This is a genomic window from Clostridium sp. chh4-2 (genome assembly GCF_002899675.1).
GTDB lineage: Bacteria > Bacillota > Clostridia > Lachnospirales > Lachnospiraceae > CHH4-2.
In genome coordinates this window covers 64,549-81,267 of the sequence record NZ_PKUU01000009.1, presented here as the reverse complement: position 1 = coordinate 81,267, position 16,719 = coordinate 64,549, and the positions used below count along the sequence as shown (strand labels likewise).

General features: G+C 46.5%; 12 protein-coding genes. All 12 read right to left on the bottom strand.

The genetic code is table 11. The features are described from left to right. The gene (locus C0033_RS11475; RefSeq protein ID WP_207656871.1) at positions 1-1,068 is read right to left on the bottom strand and encodes an ABC transporter ATP-binding protein; all 1,068 of its coding nucleotides are present in this window, start codon (positions 1,066-1,068) and stop codon (positions 1-3) included. A 10-nt stretch (positions 1,069-1,078) separates the two neighbouring features. After that, on the bottom strand, positions 1,079-2,119 hold the full coding sequence (locus C0033_RS11470) for an ABC transporter permease (RefSeq protein ID WP_103228014.1): 1,041 nt from the start codon (positions 2,117-2,119) through the stop codon (positions 1,079-1,081). Continuing rightward, positions 2,112-3,053 carry an ABC transporter permease gene (locus C0033_RS11465; protein ID WP_103228013.1) on the bottom strand — a complete coding sequence of 314 codons (942 nt, stop codon included), beginning with the start codon at positions 3,051-3,053 and terminating at the stop codon, positions 2,112-2,114. The genes C0033_RS11470 and C0033_RS11465 overlap by 8 nt, the downstream gene beginning before the upstream one ends. 76 nt (positions 3,054-3,129) lie before the next feature. Beyond that, on the bottom strand, positions 3,130-4,842 hold the full coding sequence (locus C0033_RS11460; protein WP_103228012.1) for a peptide ABC transporter substrate-binding protein: 1,713 nt from the start codon (positions 4,840-4,842) through the stop codon (positions 3,130-3,132). Positions 4,843-5,193: 351 nt separating this feature from the next. Further along, complete coding sequence (locus C0033_RS11455; protein WP_103228011.1) at positions 5,194-6,090, bottom strand: ABC transporter permease; 897 nt, start codon at positions 6,088-6,090, stop codon at positions 5,194-5,196. Then, positions 6,080-7,030: an ABC transporter ATP-binding protein gene (locus tag C0033_RS11450; protein WP_103228010.1), complete on the bottom strand. Its 951-nt coding sequence runs from the start codon at positions 7,028-7,030 to the stop codon at positions 6,080-6,082. Before C0033_RS11450 ends, C0033_RS11455 begins: the two co-directional genes overlap by 11 nt. Continuing rightward, positions 7,030-9,534 carry a hypothetical protein gene (locus tag C0033_RS11445; protein ID WP_146043759.1) on the bottom strand — a complete coding sequence of 835 codons (2,505 nt, stop codon included), beginning with the start codon at positions 9,532-9,534 and terminating at the stop codon, positions 7,030-7,032. The genes C0033_RS11450 and C0033_RS11445 overlap by 1 nt, the downstream gene beginning before the upstream one ends. A gap of 16 nt (positions 9,535-9,550) precedes the next feature. After that, positions 9,551-10,651, bottom strand: a complete 1,101-nt coding sequence (locus tag C0033_RS11440; protein ID WP_347501096.1) for a HAMP domain-containing sensor histidine kinase — start codon at positions 10,649-10,651, stop codon at positions 9,551-9,553. Between the two features lie 34 nt (positions 10,652-10,685). Next, positions 10,686-11,390, bottom strand: a complete 705-nt coding sequence (locus tag C0033_RS11435) for a response regulator transcription factor (protein ID WP_103228008.1) — start codon at positions 11,388-11,390, stop codon at positions 10,686-10,688. Positions 11,391-11,676: 286 nt separating this feature from the next. Continuing rightward, a complete protein-coding gene (locus tag C0033_RS11430) occupies positions 11,677-13,812 on the bottom strand; it encodes an RNA degradosome polyphosphate kinase (RefSeq protein ID WP_103228007.1) in 2,136 nt (711 codons plus the stop codon). Positions 13,813-13,815: 3 nt separating this feature from the next. After that, positions 13,816-15,336 carry an exopolyphosphatase gene (locus tag C0033_RS11425; RefSeq protein WP_103228006.1) on the bottom strand — a complete coding sequence of 507 codons (1,521 nt, stop codon included), beginning with the start codon at positions 15,334-15,336 and terminating at the stop codon, positions 13,816-13,818. A gap of 114 nt (positions 15,337-15,450) precedes the next feature. Further along, positions 15,451-16,719, bottom strand: coding sequence for an ATP-binding protein (locus C0033_RS11420; RefSeq protein WP_180994686.1), 1,269 nt, complete (start codon positions 16,717-16,719; stop codon positions 15,451-15,453).

Sequence of the window (16,719 nt, the reverse complement as noted above, 5' to 3'; positions counted from 1 at the left end):
TTACTTCGCCTCCCTTAACATTCTTTCAATACGGTGCTTCAGTTCCACAGGCATCTCAACCTTAGGCGCCTTCTCATGGAGAAGCCATGTAGCCGCGTAGTGGGTGTCCGATACCTTAAACATAGGCGGTTCCAAACGGTAATCGATGTTCAGGGCATATGCGTTACGAACCGCAAATGCATCCCCTTCCACCTTCTCAACCAGGTTTGGAGGCGTACCCGGAATGGTGTAAAGCTTCTCGTCGGTGGTTTCCAAATCCGGCATAGCGGATAAAAGTCCCCAGGTGTACGGGTGCTTGGGCTCATAGAAAATCTCTTCGATCAAGCCTTTTTCCACGATTTTTCCGGCATACATAACGGCCACGTAATCCGCAACCTTAGCCACAACTCCAAGATCGTGAGTGATATAGATAACGGAAATACCCGTTTTTTCCTGAATCCGTTTAATCAGTTCCAGAATCTTTGCCTGGATGGTAACGTCTAAAGCAGTAGTCGGCTCGTCGCAGATCAGAATCTCAGGGTCGCAGGCCAGCGCGATGGCGATAACCACACGCTGTCTCATGCCGCCGGATAACTGGTGAGGATAGTTTTTCATTCTCTTTTCCGGCTGTGTGATTCCAACCAGTTCAAGCAGCTTCAAAGCTTTTTTATAAGCTTCCTGCTTGGGCGTCTTATAGTGATACATCATGCCTTCCATAATCTGCATGCCGATGGTCATCGTAGGATTTAAGGATGTCATGGGATCCTGGAACACCATGGCGATCTTCTTTCCGTTAATGCGGCGGCGCATCTCCTTCTTGGAAAGCTTTAAAAGATCCTCACGGACTTCCTCGCCGCCGTTCTGGCTGGTATAAAAGATGGTTCCGCTGTTCACCTTGCCGTTGCCGCTGAGGATTCCCATAATGGCTTTTACCGTTACGGATTTTCCCGAACCGGACTCTCCGACAATGGCCAGCGTTTCCCCTTTGTAGAGATCCAGCTTAACGCCGCGGATCGCATTTACCTCCCCTGCAGATGTCTGAAAGGATATGGACAGATCTCTGATCTCAAGTACTTTATTCTTTTCCATAATTTCCTCCTTACATCTCTTTCATCTTAGGATCAAATGCATCACGCAGGCCGTCTGCCAGCATATTGAAGCTTAGCATGATAACTGCCAGAACGATAACCGGTGAAATGATCATATATGGATGTGTCGTAAATGATTTAAATGCGTCGCTGATTAAAGATCCCAAAGAAGCCAGCGGAGCCGGCACGCCAAGTCCGATAAATGCCAGAAATGCTTCCGTAAAGATCGCATTCGGAATGGAGAACATGGACATAATGATCAGCTGTCCGAAAATATTCGGAAGAATCTCTTTAAATATAACATAGAAATCTCTGGCGCCAAGGGTTTTGGAAGCCAGGATAAATTCCTGCTCTTTTAATTTTAAAACCTGAGCCCGGGCGATCCTGCTCATGCCGATCCAGCCGGTAATTGCCAAAGCCAGGGTAATGGTTGCAAGGCCGGGCTTTAACACCAGCATTAAAAGGGTAACGATAACAAGCGTAGGGATACCGTTTAAAATCTCCGCAAAACGCTGCATTCCATTATCCAGTGCGCCGCCGAAATAACCGCTGATCAATCCGTAACTCATACCAAAGCACATATCCACGATAACGGCTACCAAAGCGATATACAAAGAGATTCTGGTTCCGGCCCATACACGGGTGAAGATATCACGGCCCAGCACGTCGCTTCCAAACCAGTAATACGTATCATCCAGTCCCAGCTTTACATAGTTGTTATTTTCCACTTTGCCGGTGGAGGTGTGCATTGTTTCAGAACCGTCGAAAACTCCCAGCTTTTCAAGGCCCGGCACGCGGGGAGCTAAGTTCTGCTCTGCGATAATCTGGCCGTCATAGGTATAGCCGGACAGATGCGGCCCTATAATTGCCATAATAACCACCAGTATAATTGCGATCAGGCCCACAATGGCGCCTTTATTCTGAATGAAAGTATCCAGTACATCTTTCCAATGCGGTTTGGCTTCATAAACCTTATCAATCTGAATGTTCTTATCTGATGCCAATTCAAAGTCATTGGGGAGAAATTCGTATGTATTCTCGGTATTATTCATGGTCATCCCCCTTTGCAAGCCGTATTCTAGGATCAATGATACCATACAGGATATCTACAACCAGCATGATACCTATATACATCGCACTGTAGATAAATGCGATGGTAATAATAACATTGTAGTCATTGGACTGGATGGCAGTAACTAAAAGGCTTCCGATTCCCGGAATAGAGAAGATCTTTTCCACAACCAGAGAACCTGTCATCAGGCCAACAATCAATGGAGCAAGCACTGTAATAATCGGAATTAAGGCATTTCTAAGGGCATGAACCACAATTAAACGCCCGCTTGAAAGCCCTTTGCTCTCTGCTAATAACATATAATCAGAACCCAGTACATCCAGCATCTCGGTTCTGGTGAAACGTGCAATCGTTGCCACTGTGAACATACATAACGAAATCGTGGGCAGAACGGAGGATTTTACCGCTGCCTCCTGCTGATACAAAAGCGGAAACCATTTTAACTGGAATCCAAGGGTATAGGATAAAGCTAATGCAAATACATAAGATGGAAGGCTGACGCCCAAAACGGAAATAACGGTTGTAATGGTATCAAAAATTGTATTGTGTTTTAAAGCTGCCACGATGCCCAGAATCAAACCAATAATCGTTCCCAACAGCACTGCCTGACCGCCGATGCGGACAGAAATTGGCAGCCTGGTTGCCAGAAGAGTGGTTATGGAAGTATTCTTGGAAATGGTATAGGACACTCCGAAATCACCGGTAAGCATATTTTTCACATAATTAATAAAACGAATAATGACCGGCTTATCCAGACCATACTTTGCGTTCAGAATTGCCACCTGAGCCTCATTCAGCTTCTCATCGTTAAATGGAGAGCCCGGCATAAATTCCAGCATCAAAAACAGGATCAGGAGAATGGCTAACAATGTCAGAACGGATATTCCAAGTCTCTTTGCTACATATTTTTTCACTGTTTTCACTCCTCTTTCAATTAACTGGCTGAGCAGGATATCCTGCTCAGCCAGTATTTATCAGACCGATACTATATTAATTCTTTGTAGTATTCTTGAAGTATCTGTTAATTGCAACAGAATGGTATTCAACATTTTCTACACCGGTTCTCTGCATAACCGCATTGCCCTTCTGATATACAGGACAGATAACAACGTCGTCGATTGCGATCTTTTCTGCTTCGATTAAGGCATCCCATCTCTTCTCTACATCGGTAGCGAGTTCGCCCTTCTGAGCGGACTGGATGATCGCATCATAATCTGCGTTAGACCAGAAACCGTAGTTGTTCGGGCTGTTTGTAATCCACATTCCAAGATATGTCATAGGATCTGCATAGTCAGGTCCCCAGCGTGTTAAGCCAAGTTCATATTCACCCTGCTGTAATCTCTCAACACGTGTCTTTTTCGGCATCTGCTCCAGTTCAATGGTAAGGCCTGGAAGTGTAGTCTGAATCTCAGCCTGAATGAACTGAGCTACGTTGATTGCTGATTCCGTATCCTCAACTGCCATGGTGTAAGTTAACGTATCAACACCCAGTTCCTGTTTTGCTTTTTCCCAATACTCTTTTGCTTTCTCTTTGCCTTCGTTGTAGAAGTCAGATCCTGCATCTTCACGGTAATCCGTTCCTTTTGGACTGGTTGCAAGCAGCTTAGGCACGTTGAAGTAAGCCGGGATGGAACCATCTTTTAAAATGTTGTTGCAGACAGCTTCTCTGTCATATGCAAGAGAAATTGCTTTTCTTAAATTTAAGTTCTCTAAACCTTTTACAGTCTGGTTTGGAGATACATACCATAAATAGCTTCCCATGATGTTCTTGAACTCAGGGTCTGCCTGGAACTGCTCAACCTGCTCGCCGGAAAGGGTTACAAGGTCAAGGTCACCGTTCTGGTATGCCAGCATCGCCTGCTGAGAATCTTTGATAACCTGATATTTAAGGCCTGCCAGCTGAACTTTGTCGGCATCGTAATAATCAGCGTTCTTCTCTAATACGATAGTGGTTGCAGCCGGTTCATAGCTTACCATCTTAAATGCACCGTTGCCAAGGATGGTGTCAGGTGTGCTTGCAAACTGATCGCCGCACTGTGTAAAGAATTCTTCATTAACAGGGTAGAAGGTTGGGAATGCCATCAGTGATTCAAAGAATGGCACCGGCACATCCAGCTCTACCTGAAGTGTCTTATCATCAACTGCAGAGATACCAAGATCTTCTAAAGGCATCTCGCCTGCAGAAATGGCATCTGCGTTTTTAACGCCTGCGATGCCGATAATATATGCATACTCACTTGCTACGTTAGGATCTACCGCTCTTCTCCATGCAAACACGAAGTCGTTTGCAGTTACCGGAGTGCCGTTCCACCATTTCGCATCTTTTAACTTAAAGGTATAGGTCAGTCCGTCTTCGCTCTTCTCTGCGGATTCTACCATGGCTTCTACCGGGTTTCCGTCTCCGTCCAAAGCGTATAATCCGTCGGTAATCGCAGCGATCACTTCAAATGAAGTACCGTCTGTAGCTACCTGAGGATCCATGGAAGCTACTTCCACATCAATATGTACGTTTAAAACGTTGCCGCCGTCGGCCGCTGCCTCTGTTCCTGCTTCTCCTGAAGCCGCTGTCGTTGCCCCCGCTTCTGTTGATGATCCTGCTGCTGTCGTAGGTGATGTTTTAGAACCGCCGCCGCAAGCAGTCAGTGCGCCCACCATAGAAACTACAAGACCAAACGCCATGAACTTTTTCAGTGTTTTTCTCATAATCGTTCTCTCCTCTTTTATTCTTTATAACTTTACCCCTTTAATCAAATAAAGCCTAAGTGATGCGAGCATACACTCAGACGCCTTTGTCAGTAAAGTTATGTTGCCATTTTATTACTAAAATTAAGTTTTGTCAATATAGCAATTACAAATGTCCGTCACAAAAAGATTTTTTCAGCCATTTAAAACCATAAAGTATGGGCTTGGTTTATTTATCAAAGTTGCACCGGCACGCCGGGAAAACGGAAGTTTGGAGATGGGACCAGGCAGGAAGATAAAAGCGTGAAAGAGCGGACCAAAGCCGTACAAAGCCCGGCTCCGGTCCGCTCTTAAAAGCATCCCTTTTGCTTATCATCTTCCCTTTTTCTTAGGAGAAATTGCCTTAATTGCCAGCAGCACCAGCAGCCCTGAAATCGCCAGCTGAATGCCAATGCTGATATAGATCCAGTTTTGCGTGATGAAATTGGCTTCATGGGCTCCAAACCATTGGGTGATATTGTTAACCGCCTGGTTATTGCCCGCCTGCTTGTTGATGGCCGCATAAAATGTGACGGCCGGATTTAAAAGCAGCAGATAAAGGAAACCGCCTGAATTAGCCTGCTGCGTCACACTTCCGATGGTATTGGCATAGCTGTCCACATTCATGCGGGCCATGGCAAGAACAAACGCGTTGATCGCATAAGTGCCTGCCGCCACCAGAATCAAAATTCCATAGGACACCACAGTCGCCAACGTGGACCGTTTGAATATGGCCGACATGCACACGCCCAGACTGCCTGCCAACAGCGCTACGGCCACATAACACAGGAAAAGCATCAGAATATCCGACGGCATCACTCCTCCGTATACAAAAACCAGCGCCAACACCGGAAAACTGGATACGATCAATAAAAACATGGTGCTGATGGAAGCTCCCAGTTTTCCGACCACAATCTGAGCCGGCGTCATCTTCGTAGTCATCATCAGATCCAGAGTCTGACGTTCCCGTTCTCCGCTGATGCTTCCGGAAGTGATGGCCGGAACGATGAACATCAGCAGCACAAATTCAATGGACGCGACAAATACATACAGCTCCAAAAACGAGGAATACTGAATCTCCGCAGTGATCTTAACCTGCTCAATTACGGAATACATATTGAGAAGGGCCACTACGGATAAAATTCCGTTAAATACCAATATAATAAGCGCCAGACGGAAACTTCTCGTGCTCACCTTCGTTTCTCTGCGGTATACCGGATTAATTTTCATGAGCGAGCACCACCTTTTCTACATCGTGATCCGTAATCTGCATGAACAGGGATTCTAGGCTGCCCTGTTCCCTGGCGAATCCGTGAATCAGCACATCCGCATCGATCAGCTGCTGTAAAAGCAGAGCTTCATCGTGCCTGTCCCCGGAAAATCCCACCACAATGTCCTGATCCTTAACCGTAATGGTCTTCACGGAAGGGTGGCTTCGCAGAACGGCCAGGGCCTGCGAAAGATTGCTGTAAACGGAGATAATAATCGGATTGCTGGTATTGATTCTGGCTAAAATCTCTTTCATGCTTCCGTTTAAAACCATCTTTCCCTGCTCGATGATCCCGATATCCGTACAAACCTCAGACAGCTCGGACAGCACATGGGAACTGATCAGAATGGTCTTCCCCTGCTCTCTCAGTTCATTGAGAATCTCCTTGAACTCAAAACGGGTTCTCGGGTCCAAACCTGACGTAGGTTCATCCATAATCAGGATAGAAGGATCATGGATCAGCGCCCGTGCCAGACAAAGCCGCTGCTTCATTCCCCTTGATAAACCGTCCACATAAAAATCCACTTTTTCTTCCAGCCCCACCTGTTCCAGCAGAGCCATATACCGTTTTCTGGCCTTCAGACCGTATATGCCGTAGCAGGATGAGAAAAACTCCATATATTCCATCACTGTCAGATTGTCATATACACCGAAGAAATCCGGGATATATCCGATCTTTTCCTTCAGCTGATCCGTCTTTTTCACCGCGTCAATTCCATCGATCAGAACCGTTCCGCTGTCCGGATACAAAAGGCCTGTCATAATCTTTATGGTCGTCGTCTTTCCGGCGCCGTTAGGGCCTACAAAGCCGTACAGGGCGCCGTCCTTAATCTCCATGTCCAATCCATCAAGGGCGGGGAATTTTTTATAACTTTTTTTCAATCCTTTAATTTCAAGCATTATCGTTCCTCCCCTATCACATTAATCATAGGCAGCAAGATATTCCAGCTGTACTCGCTGGTATTGTCATACAGATATTTTACCGTCAGGGTATTGCTGGGAGACAGATAAGGCGACAAGTCTGACGCAGTATATTCCGTCTTCTGATTATCCAAAAGGTCGAAAACGCCTGTATTATAATTATAAAAATACATATTTCCGGAAAATGCCGTCATATATCCGTATTTCTCATTGCTCAGGAACAGATCGGAAATCATGTTGAGCTTAATCCGGTCCACTTCGATATCATTGCCCAATGAATATTCCAGCACAACCGGATCGATTCCATAGAGGATATTGCTGTCCGGATCATACTGTCCGCTCACAATCTTAGGCCGTTTCATAAGCACCGATCTGGAAACCATCCGGTCCCTGTAGGAATTAACCGGCATAGACGATGTCACAACCGTTAACCCATCGTGCTCATAATCTCTGTCAAGGGTCAGATTCAGGTTGTCTTCCCCCTTTACAAATCCCATCACCCGGGCATCGGATGTATAGGATGTCATATAGTTATTCAGATAGAATATTAACGCATTGGTCTTTTCCAGTGCATCCAGATAATATTCGTCTTCAATATCGGCTTTCTTATACTGATTTCCACCGGAAATGGCTTCTGCCACCACATAGGACTGGCCTACCGGATAACAGATCAGTTCAAGGCCGTCCAGCCTCTTTGTCTCGCCCGGCTGCATATCCCCCAGCATTACCATGTTTCCATACATGATGAGCGCAGCATTTTCCACCGGATAGCCGAAGGAATTGGTCACCGTTCCGCTGATTTTACCGTCGAACAGCTTCACTTCTCCGGTAAAACCGATTTTGCTTTCATTGTACTCACTCTTTTCCAGCTGGAAGTATTTGGGTTCAAATGCAACTACGTTCTGGGCGGAAATCTTCGTTTTATCCTGTCCGTAGTTGATAGCGATGTTGTAGTCCTCCGTTCCTGTAAATCTGGTGGGAGAAGACATCATCTCATAATAATAGCTCCTCGTAACCGGACGTACGGAATAGGACGGGTTTAAGCTGACAGAATAAGGCTTATTATAAGGCGTTCTGATGTTAATAAACGTGGATTCACTTATCACGTCATCAGAAGCATCCAGAAATCTGGCATAATTATAAAACGTATCTTCAAACCTGGTCTTATTCCCCATCAGATAGATAATTCCGGTAAATAATATGGATAATACCACAACTCCCATCCGGTAATACTCTCTTAAATCCCTTTGTTTCAGGAATATATAGAGCCCCGGCCCGACTAACAGAATGTAAATGATGATCTCCATCACATAGAGCGGTATCTCCGGAAGCCTGTCGACATTGCCGGTATTGATCATGCTCTTAACAGACCAATACTGATTGGAATTTCCGCTGTAAACAGACTCTGCCAAACGGTTAATCCTGGATTCTCCCATAAGATTTGTAAATAATTTATCTACATAGGAAGGATTTTCCCGGCAGAATCCCTCGATATCCACAAAATCATAGGCAGCGACTGCAATTATCCCCTTTTCACGGCTGACTGACGACAGAAGCGGCATCTGGTCGTCGGAAAAGATCACATTGCCTCCGCGAAGGGACACATCCACACACGGGATGTCAATGTTGGAATCAAGAGGTCCGCTGGTATCGTATTCAAGGCCCATATTAACCGACATGACAGTGGGAAACTCATAGGAATCATCCAGCAGTTCCGGCGCAAAGCGCCCCAGGGTATCATCCACGCGGTTTCCGGTTCCAAGAATCAGAATACCTCCGTTTTTAACCCATTCCATCAGAATCGTGGTCTGGCGTTCCGACAGGTCCCGTATCCGGTAGTTTGTAATCAGGATCACATCCACCAGATCCAATCCGATCTCGTCTTGAGGAAAATTCTCTTTTGTCAGGTTAAATGTCTTCGTCTTCAGCATGCTGTAGCTCACGCCGATTCCATTTAAATAGCTGAGCCGTTCCGGTTTATCCGACAGCACGCCGATAAACAGTTCCGAAACATCCAGGCTGACATTCAGTTTCAGACGCTTTTCCACCACTTTCTGCCCGTTCCCATTGACCAGCGTGACAAACAGCTGGTCCGCCCTGTTGCCCAAAGGAATATAGACATGTTCTTTTACCGAACTGCCGGCCTCGATGGACACGGGATATTCATACCTGTAAATCTCATAATCCGATTCCATGGAAAGGATCTGGATCTTCCCTTCAAATGCCTGATCCGCGCTGTTGGCAAGATCAATCCAAACCGGCGTATACCTGCCGCCCTTTGCCGTATTGTCATAGCCGTAATTCACTTCCATGGTTATGGCTTCTTCTCCCAATACGTAAGCAGCTGCCTGGGAAGGTTCCATCCCCACAGCAGCTGTTTCCGACGCAGAAACCAAAAAGGTCCCGGCCACAACGAGTGCGGCTGCCAGGCAAAGGGTAACTATCGTCTTCCTCTTTTTCTGCTTATTCATTTGATCGCTCATCTCTGTCTCCATTAAACTATTTCTCACCCGGTATGCCGAAATTTTCTTTATTAACATCAAAATTCACCTTCAGTTTTACAGTGAACACAGTTCCCGTAAGATCGCTGGATACCGTAATAAGTCCGCCGTGCATATCCACAATGTTCTTGGCAATTGCAAGTCCCAGTCCGGTTCCCCCTGTGTTGGTTGACCGCGACTGCTCAACTCTGTAAAACTTGTCAAAAATCAGCGGAAGTTCATCTTTAGGGATCACATATCCATAATTGGTCACGGATACGGTCACCACAGTATTGGTAGCATGGACCTTGACTAATATTCTCTTACCCTCCGCGCCGTACTTGATCGCATTATTGATCAGGTTGTCGAAAAGGCGGGCCAAAAGGTTGCCGTCGGCAGTTATAATCTTGGCCGGAACATTGCTCTGCAGCTCGTAAGCCAGATTTTTCTCCGTAAAGTTAGGATAAAATTCTTCCAGCAGCTGACTGAGAAGCTTCACAATATCCACCGGAGCCGGCTTCATGGAGATCTTGCCGTAATTCAGCTTGGTAAACCCAAACAGATCCTCAATCAGCTTCTCCAGACGTTTCGCCTTGGTATAGGTGATATTTATGTACTTCTTCTGCATCTCCGCCGGGATCGGCGCATTACCTGACAGCAGTTCCAGATATCCTATGATGGATGTAAGAGGGGTTCTCAGATCGTGGGCCACATTGGTGATCAGCTCGTTCTTCGTCCGTTCCGACTCCCTTTCCTTGTCCATCAGCTCCCTGATATCCTCCACCATCTTGTTCAAATTGGCAGCCATAGTGGAAAATTCATCATCTCCCACAATCTCCACCATGGTGTTTAAATCGCCTTCAGAAATGTTCTGAATGGCAGCCGATATCTTGGAAATATACTTCATGGAACGCTCCTGAAGCAAAAGAAACGTGATGGAAAATACGCTGATTCCCAGAAGCACATATAAAAGAATAATCCAAATATCGGAGGATTTAAAAAGAATGATAACGGAATTCGTTCGCCCTGATGTTTCCATGTAATCGGCCAGCATGGCTAAATTGGTCACTACAAAGATCTCCACAAGGCAGGCGACCACCGCACTATATACAATGTTCATAATTACGCGGGTATGGAAACGCCGGTTCATATCGTTATTTTTCAATTTTGTATCCTACCCCCCACACGGTAGTGATGATCTTACTCTGTCTGCTGTCTTCTTTCATCTTACCGCGAAGACGGCGGATATGTACCATAACCGTATTATTGGCTTCATATACTTTCTCATTCCAGACTTTCTCAAAGATCTCATCGGTGCTGAACACCTTGCCCGGATTGGATGCCAGCAGATATAATATGTCAAATTCAATAGGAGTCAGTTTAATCTCCTCGTCATCCACAAGAACCTTATGGTTATCTTTATTGATCACAAGTCCTTTTATAATGATCTCATTCTTCGCGTTCTCATGGGCCGCGCTGTTGGGATTTAACTGAGTGTAGCGTCTCAGCTGTGATTTCACCCGGGCCGTCAATTCCAGAGGATTGAACGGTTTTACCACATAGTCGTCCGCACCGGTTCCAAGACCTAAGATCTTATCTAAATCAGTTGAACGGGCGCTCAGCATGATAATCGGGATGTTGTTTGTTTCCCTGATCTTCTTGCACATCTCAAGTCCATCCATTCCCGGCATCATAATATCAAGAAGCACCAGGTGAATCTCCTCATGCGCTAATATGGACAGCCCCTGTTGGGCGTTCTCAGCTTTAAATACTTTATAACCATCACTAACCAGATAAATTTCAACTAATTCGGCAATCTCTTTTTCATCGTCTACCACCAGAATATTAATCTGTGACATAGCCTTTCCTCCTTTGTCAGCCTGCAGCGCAGACTGGTTGTAGCATTCTCCACTATAGTGTACCACAAGAGTATACGTTTTGCCTTACTTTTTTATTACAAAGACCTAGGGAATTTCTGTCAAAATGCGAAGAAATATGGACAAATTTGTGGTTCGGGATGTTTGACGGAGACAAAAAGCCGGGGCATGAAAAACGGAAGCTGCTGCTGCATCTGCCGTTTTTAACGCCCCGGGCTTAGAGTGGGAATTATCCGTATTATTTTAAATATTAATCAAACTTCGAATATTAGGTATGACTCTCTATCGGGTGAAAGACACGTTTGTTAATAGGTTCGGCTTTTACTCTTTCTGCTTTGACGGCTTGGATGGCTTCCTGGCAGAAGGTATCCTGGGCGCAGATTAATTCTTTGCCGCGTTTGTCTACTTTTTCGTAGGTGCCGTCGGGCTTTAAAAGGTGGGCTTTTACGTTGTCTTTCAGCTGGACGTCCAGAATATGATAAACTTCCTCTTTCAGCTTTTCGTCCATGATCGGGAAGGTGATCTCCACACGGCGGTCCAGGTTGCGGGGCATCCAGTCGGCGCTGCCCATATAGAGTTCCGGGGAACCGTCATTTTCAAAGTAGAAGATGCGGCTGTGCTCCAGGAAATTGCCTACGATGGAACGGACATGGATGTTCTCGCTGAGGCCGGGAACTCCTGCCTTCAGACAGCAGATACCCCGGATGATCATATCGATCTGCACCCCTGCGCAGGACGCCTCGTAAAGGGCCGCAATAATGTCTTTGTCGCATAAGGAATTGACTTTGACGATGATGCGGGCCGGTTTCTTATTCCGGGCATTGTCCGCTTCGCGGCGGATCATGCGCATGAAGCGTTTGCGGAGCCAGATGGGCGCCACGCACAAACGGTTCCAGCTGAGCGGTTCGGAATATCCGGAAAGCATGTTAAATACCGCAGTGGCGTCCTCACCGATCTGGGGATGGCAGGTCAGAATACCGCAGTCCGTGTACAGTTTTGCGGTGGAATCATTGTAGTTTCCGGTTCCCAGATGAACATAACGGCGGATGCCGTCTTCCTCACGTCTCACGATCAGAGTGATCTTGCTGTGGGTTTTTAAGCCCAGCAGGCCATAGATTACATGGCAGCCCGCTTTTTCCAGCTTCTTTGCCCAGATGATGTTATTTTCTTCGTCAAAACGGGCTTTTAGCTCTACCAGCACGGACACCTGTTTTCCGTTGTCCGCCGCCTGGGCCAGGGCAGCTATGATCGGAGAATTGCCGCTGACCCGGTATAATGTCTGTTTAATTGCCAGTACATCCGGGTCCTGGGCCGCTGTTTGAATGAATTCCACCACCGGAGTGAACGTCTCATATGGATGGTGAAGGAGAATATCCCCTTTTCTTATATTGGTAAAAATATCGTCCTCATTCATCAAAGCAGGTACCAGCTGAGGCGTATATGTGGGCGTTTTTAAATGATCAAACCCTTTTAATCCATAAAGCTTCATCAAAAATGTAAGGTCTAAAGGACCGTTGATCTCAAAGATATCGGCAGCCGACAGAGCCAGCTCTTTTCTGAGGATCTTTAACAGGCGTTTATCCACCTTTTCTTCCACTTCCAGACGGATCGCTTCGCCCCACTGACGCTTTTTCAGCTGTTTTTCAATCTCCTGAAGAAGATCTTCCGCTTCCTCTTCGTCAATGGTCAAATCCGCATTTCTCATGATTCGGAATGGGTGGGCGCAGACTATATCATAGTTTAAGAACAGGGACTTGATGTTCCGTTCAATGATCTCCTCCAGGAGAATGATGGTGCGCCCTTCGCCTGTCAGAATCTCCACAATTCTCGGGAGCACGCTGGGCACCTGCACCATGGCAAATTCCAGTTCTCCCTTGCCGCTTTTCTTCTGCACCAAAGCGGCTATATTCAGGGATTTATTATAAATAAGCGGGAACGGGCGGGACGAATCCACCGCCATCGGCGTTACCACCGGATATACATTTTCTTTAAAATACTGGTCAACCCAGGCGGCCTGCTGCTCATCCAGGTCTTCGTGACTGGTAACCAGATGAAGTCCGTTCTGTTTTAAAGCCGGTAAAAGGGATCGGTTATAGGTGGAATACTGAACGCCTACCAGTTCGTGCGTTTTTTCGCTGATCTTTTCCAGCTGTTCCGCCGGTTTTAACCCTGCGATATCCGGCTTTTCATATTTGGCATGCACCATGTCTTTTAAAGATGCCACGCGCACCATAAAAAATTCATCCAGGTTGGATGCCGTAATGCTCAGGAATTTCAGGCGCTCAAACAGCGGCAGGCTTTTATCTCTGGCCTCGCTCAATACCCGGTAGTTGAATTCCAGCCAGCTCAGCTCGCGGTTTACATAATTCTCAGGTTTTAAAAATCTAGCATCTGTTTCAGCCATGGTCTATACCCTCCTTTTCTGTTTCAGCACCGGACGGATGCCCATAATTTCCTCAAAGAAATCCGCTTTTTGGAGAAATGATGTGGCTTCCAGCGTAATATCCTCGCTGTTGTCCGTGGTGATCACCAGCTGGCCGCCTTTCACCGCCATCCGGCAGTCTGAAAGCTTCAGATTATGGCTCCTGTCCAAAGCGTTGGCTAAACGGAGCATAGCGGTCAGCTTTCCGATCAAAATGGTTTCTCCTGACCGGATCTGGTTGTATCCGAATTCTTCCACGTTATAGCGGACCACATTGGCGATAATGGTCCTCTCCGAATGGGATAATCCGATGATCTCCGTGGCCATGATGATATAATATGCGCACTGGCTGGGATTTTTCATGCTGATAAACTTGCCGCAGTCATGAAGTATGGTTGCAATTCTCAAAAGCAGACGCTCCCTCTGTCCCAGTCCGTGAAACCGTTTTGTCGTATCGAAAATATCCAGCACATATTTTTCGATGATCTGGATATGGCTGGTGTGGCATTTGTACCGCTTGGACATGTTGCGGGACGCCACCAGAATATCCTCTTCAAAATTGTGGGATAACTTAACCAGCTTCTTTTCATCGGCGTATTCCGCCACGATTCCGTCGCACAGGCGGATTCCGGGAACCCAGAACATCTCCGCCCCCGTGATCTCCAATATCCGTTTAAAGATAATGGCGCTGGGCAGCAAAAGAGCCGCATATTCTTCATTTACGCCGAAACGCTCCTCCACTTGATCGATGGACAGGCCGATTAACCGGTCATAAAACTTCTGGAATTGTTCTGCGCTGATCCGGGTTGCAGGCTTTTCGCCGTCGCTCCTTTTTGCCAGATAGAGGACGCTCTCACCGATGCCAATGATATTTTTAATATCCCGCTCCTTTAAATACATCTTGCGGAATGTGAACAGCTCGTTATCCACCAATTCCTCGATCAGCTTCTGATGAACCGCCGCCTCGGCCGGTATTGTGGAAAATAATTCCCTGATTCTTAAAACGCCCAGCATCAGGTTCTGAGTGGACACGAGAGCCTCTTTATCGAACAGGGATATCTGCATGCTTCCGAATCCCACGTCCACAATCGCGGTGCCCTTCTGAATCGTTTTATCAAACTCAGCCGCCTTGGAGGCGATGGCTTTATAGCTGATAAACCGCTGCTCCGAGTTGCTGATAATCTTCACCTCAATGCCCGTGCGGACACGGATCTGATCCAGCACGATCTGGTTGTTTTTGGCCTCTCTCATGGCGCTGGTGGCATAGGCGCGGTACTCGGTAACTCCGTATGCCTTCATGACGCCGACGAAATCCTCCAGCACCGCACAGGTCTCATCCGCCAGTTCATAGCTGATTTTCCCCGTATTATAAGTATCCTTACCCAGGGCAATTACATGGCGGAGATGATCTACCTCCCGTATTCCATTTTTCGTAGTGATCTCATAGATGCCCAGTTCCAATTCAAATGAACCCACATCAATTGCTGCAAACATGTGCGCTGCCATAGTAATCCTCCTCCTGGTATCCGGAAATTAACAACCGTATTGCCCTACATCATAACAGATTAGCAAATATGTTTCATTAAATGTATGTAAAATCCATGTAAAATCCTAATAAAATCACAGGTCCATCTTGCCTAAAAGATGGGTGATAAACTGATTCGCGGTTCTTCCCGACAATCCTCCATGGCTCAGCTCCCAGCGGTTCGCTTCTAACAGAAGATCTTCCTCAGGCATCACCACGTTGTATTTTTCAGCCAGGGTCTTTACGATATGCTGGAACTGTTTTTTATCCGGCGCGCCGAAATAGATGCTGACGCCGAATCTGGCGGCCAGGGACAGTTTCTCCTGAACCGTATCATTTTCATGAAGTTCATCCTGGAGTTCTCTCTTGTCGCTGAACTTTTCGCGGATCAGATGGCGGCGGTTGGACGTGGCATAGATCAGCACATTCTTAGGTTTTCTGCCCAATCCTCCCTCAATTATCGCCTTCAAATACTTATATTCCGATTCGCAGTCCTCAAATGATAAATCATCCATATAGACGATAAATTTATAGTTTCTGTCCTTCACCTGCTCCAACACATCGGAAAGCATGCGGAACTGGTGCTTATACACTTCAATGATGCGCAGTCCCTGGTCATAATATTCATTGAGAATGGCCTTGATGCAGGAAGATTTACCTGTTCCGGCGTCTCCGTAAAGCAAAGCATTATTAGCCGCTTTCCCCTTAATAAATGCTTCCGTATTCTCAATCAGCTTTTTCTTCTGAAGCTCGTATCCGATAATATCTTTCAGGTAGACATGTTCCACGTTGGTGATAGGTTCGATATTCACGTCTTTCAGGTTTTCTTCCAGCCGAAACGCCTTGTTGAGGCCAAACTTGCCGACGCCGAACTCCCGGTAAAATTCCGTCACCACCTGTTTGAACACGTCCTCGTCTTCCGCTTCCTCCAGAGAAACGGCCAGCTTAACGATCCGGTCGCGGATTCTCTTGTTGAAAACCTTGCTGTTTCCATTGGCCGCACGGTAAGAGGACATGCTGTTCCAGATTCCGGTTCCTTCCCGGTCGAGACTGCGGATTTCATAATCAAACAGCTGTTTTAATATCTTAAAATCCTGCATTGCCAGGTCATTTAAACTGCCCTGGACCTCGCCCACGATCTCACAGGCCGTGCTGTAGGCGTTTTCGTGATTTGCCATACAGAAAGCCAGAAAGCAGTGCCAAAGATTGCCTTCAAATCCATATGTAGATGCCAGTTCGATCAGCTGGTTTGCGCATACAAACGAATCATTCTGCGCCGGTTCTCCTGCCAAAAGCGCCGCCATGTCGTCAAACAGCTGCTGATGTTTAAAATTGCGATAAATAACCAATTGTTTTGTTTTCAT

What these genes read in the sequence shown, in the direction of transcription:
- C0033_RS11425 (WP_103228006.1), bottom strand. Translation starts at nt 15,336, where the DNA reads ATGGCAGCGCACATGTTTGCAGCAATTGATGTGGGTTCATTTGAATTG.
- C0033_RS11450 (WP_103228010.1), bottom strand. Translation starts at nt 7,030, where the DNA reads ATGCTTGAAATTAAAGGATTGAAAAAAAGTTATAAAAAATTCCCCGCC.
- C0033_RS11475 (WP_207656871.1), bottom strand. Translation starts at nt 1,068, where the DNA reads ATGGAAAAGAATAAAGTACTTGAGATCAGAGATCTGTCCATATCCTTT.
- C0033_RS11420 (WP_180994686.1), bottom strand. Translation starts at nt 16,719, where the DNA reads ATGAAAACAAAACAATTGGTTATTTATCGCAATTTTAAACATCAGCAG.
- C0033_RS11430 (WP_103228007.1), bottom strand. Translation starts at nt 13,812, where the DNA reads ATGGCTGAAACAGATGCTAGATTTTTAAAACCTGAGAATTATGTAAAC.
- C0033_RS11455 (WP_103228011.1), bottom strand. Translation starts at nt 6,090, where the DNA reads ATGAAAATTAATCCGGTATACCGCAGAGAAACGAAGGTGAGCACGAGA.
- C0033_RS11470 (WP_103228014.1), bottom strand. Translation starts at nt 2,119, where the DNA reads ATGAATAATACCGAGAATACATACGAATTTCTCCCCAATGACTTTGAA.
- C0033_RS11445 (WP_146043759.1), bottom strand. Translation starts at nt 9,534, where the DNA reads ATGAGCGATCAAATGAATAAGCAGAAAAAGAGGAAGACGATAGTTACC.
- C0033_RS11440 (WP_347501096.1), bottom strand. Translation starts at nt 10,651, where the DNA reads ATGAACATTGTATATAGTGCGGTGGTCGCCTGCCTTGTGGAGATCTTT.
- C0033_RS11435 (WP_103228008.1), bottom strand. Translation starts at nt 11,390, where the DNA reads ATGTCACAGATTAATATTCTGGTGGTAGACGATGAAAAAGAGATTGCC.
- C0033_RS11460 (WP_103228012.1), bottom strand. Translation starts at nt 4,842, where the DNA reads ATGAGAAAAACACTGAAAAAGTTCATGGCGTTTGGTCTTGTAGTTTCT.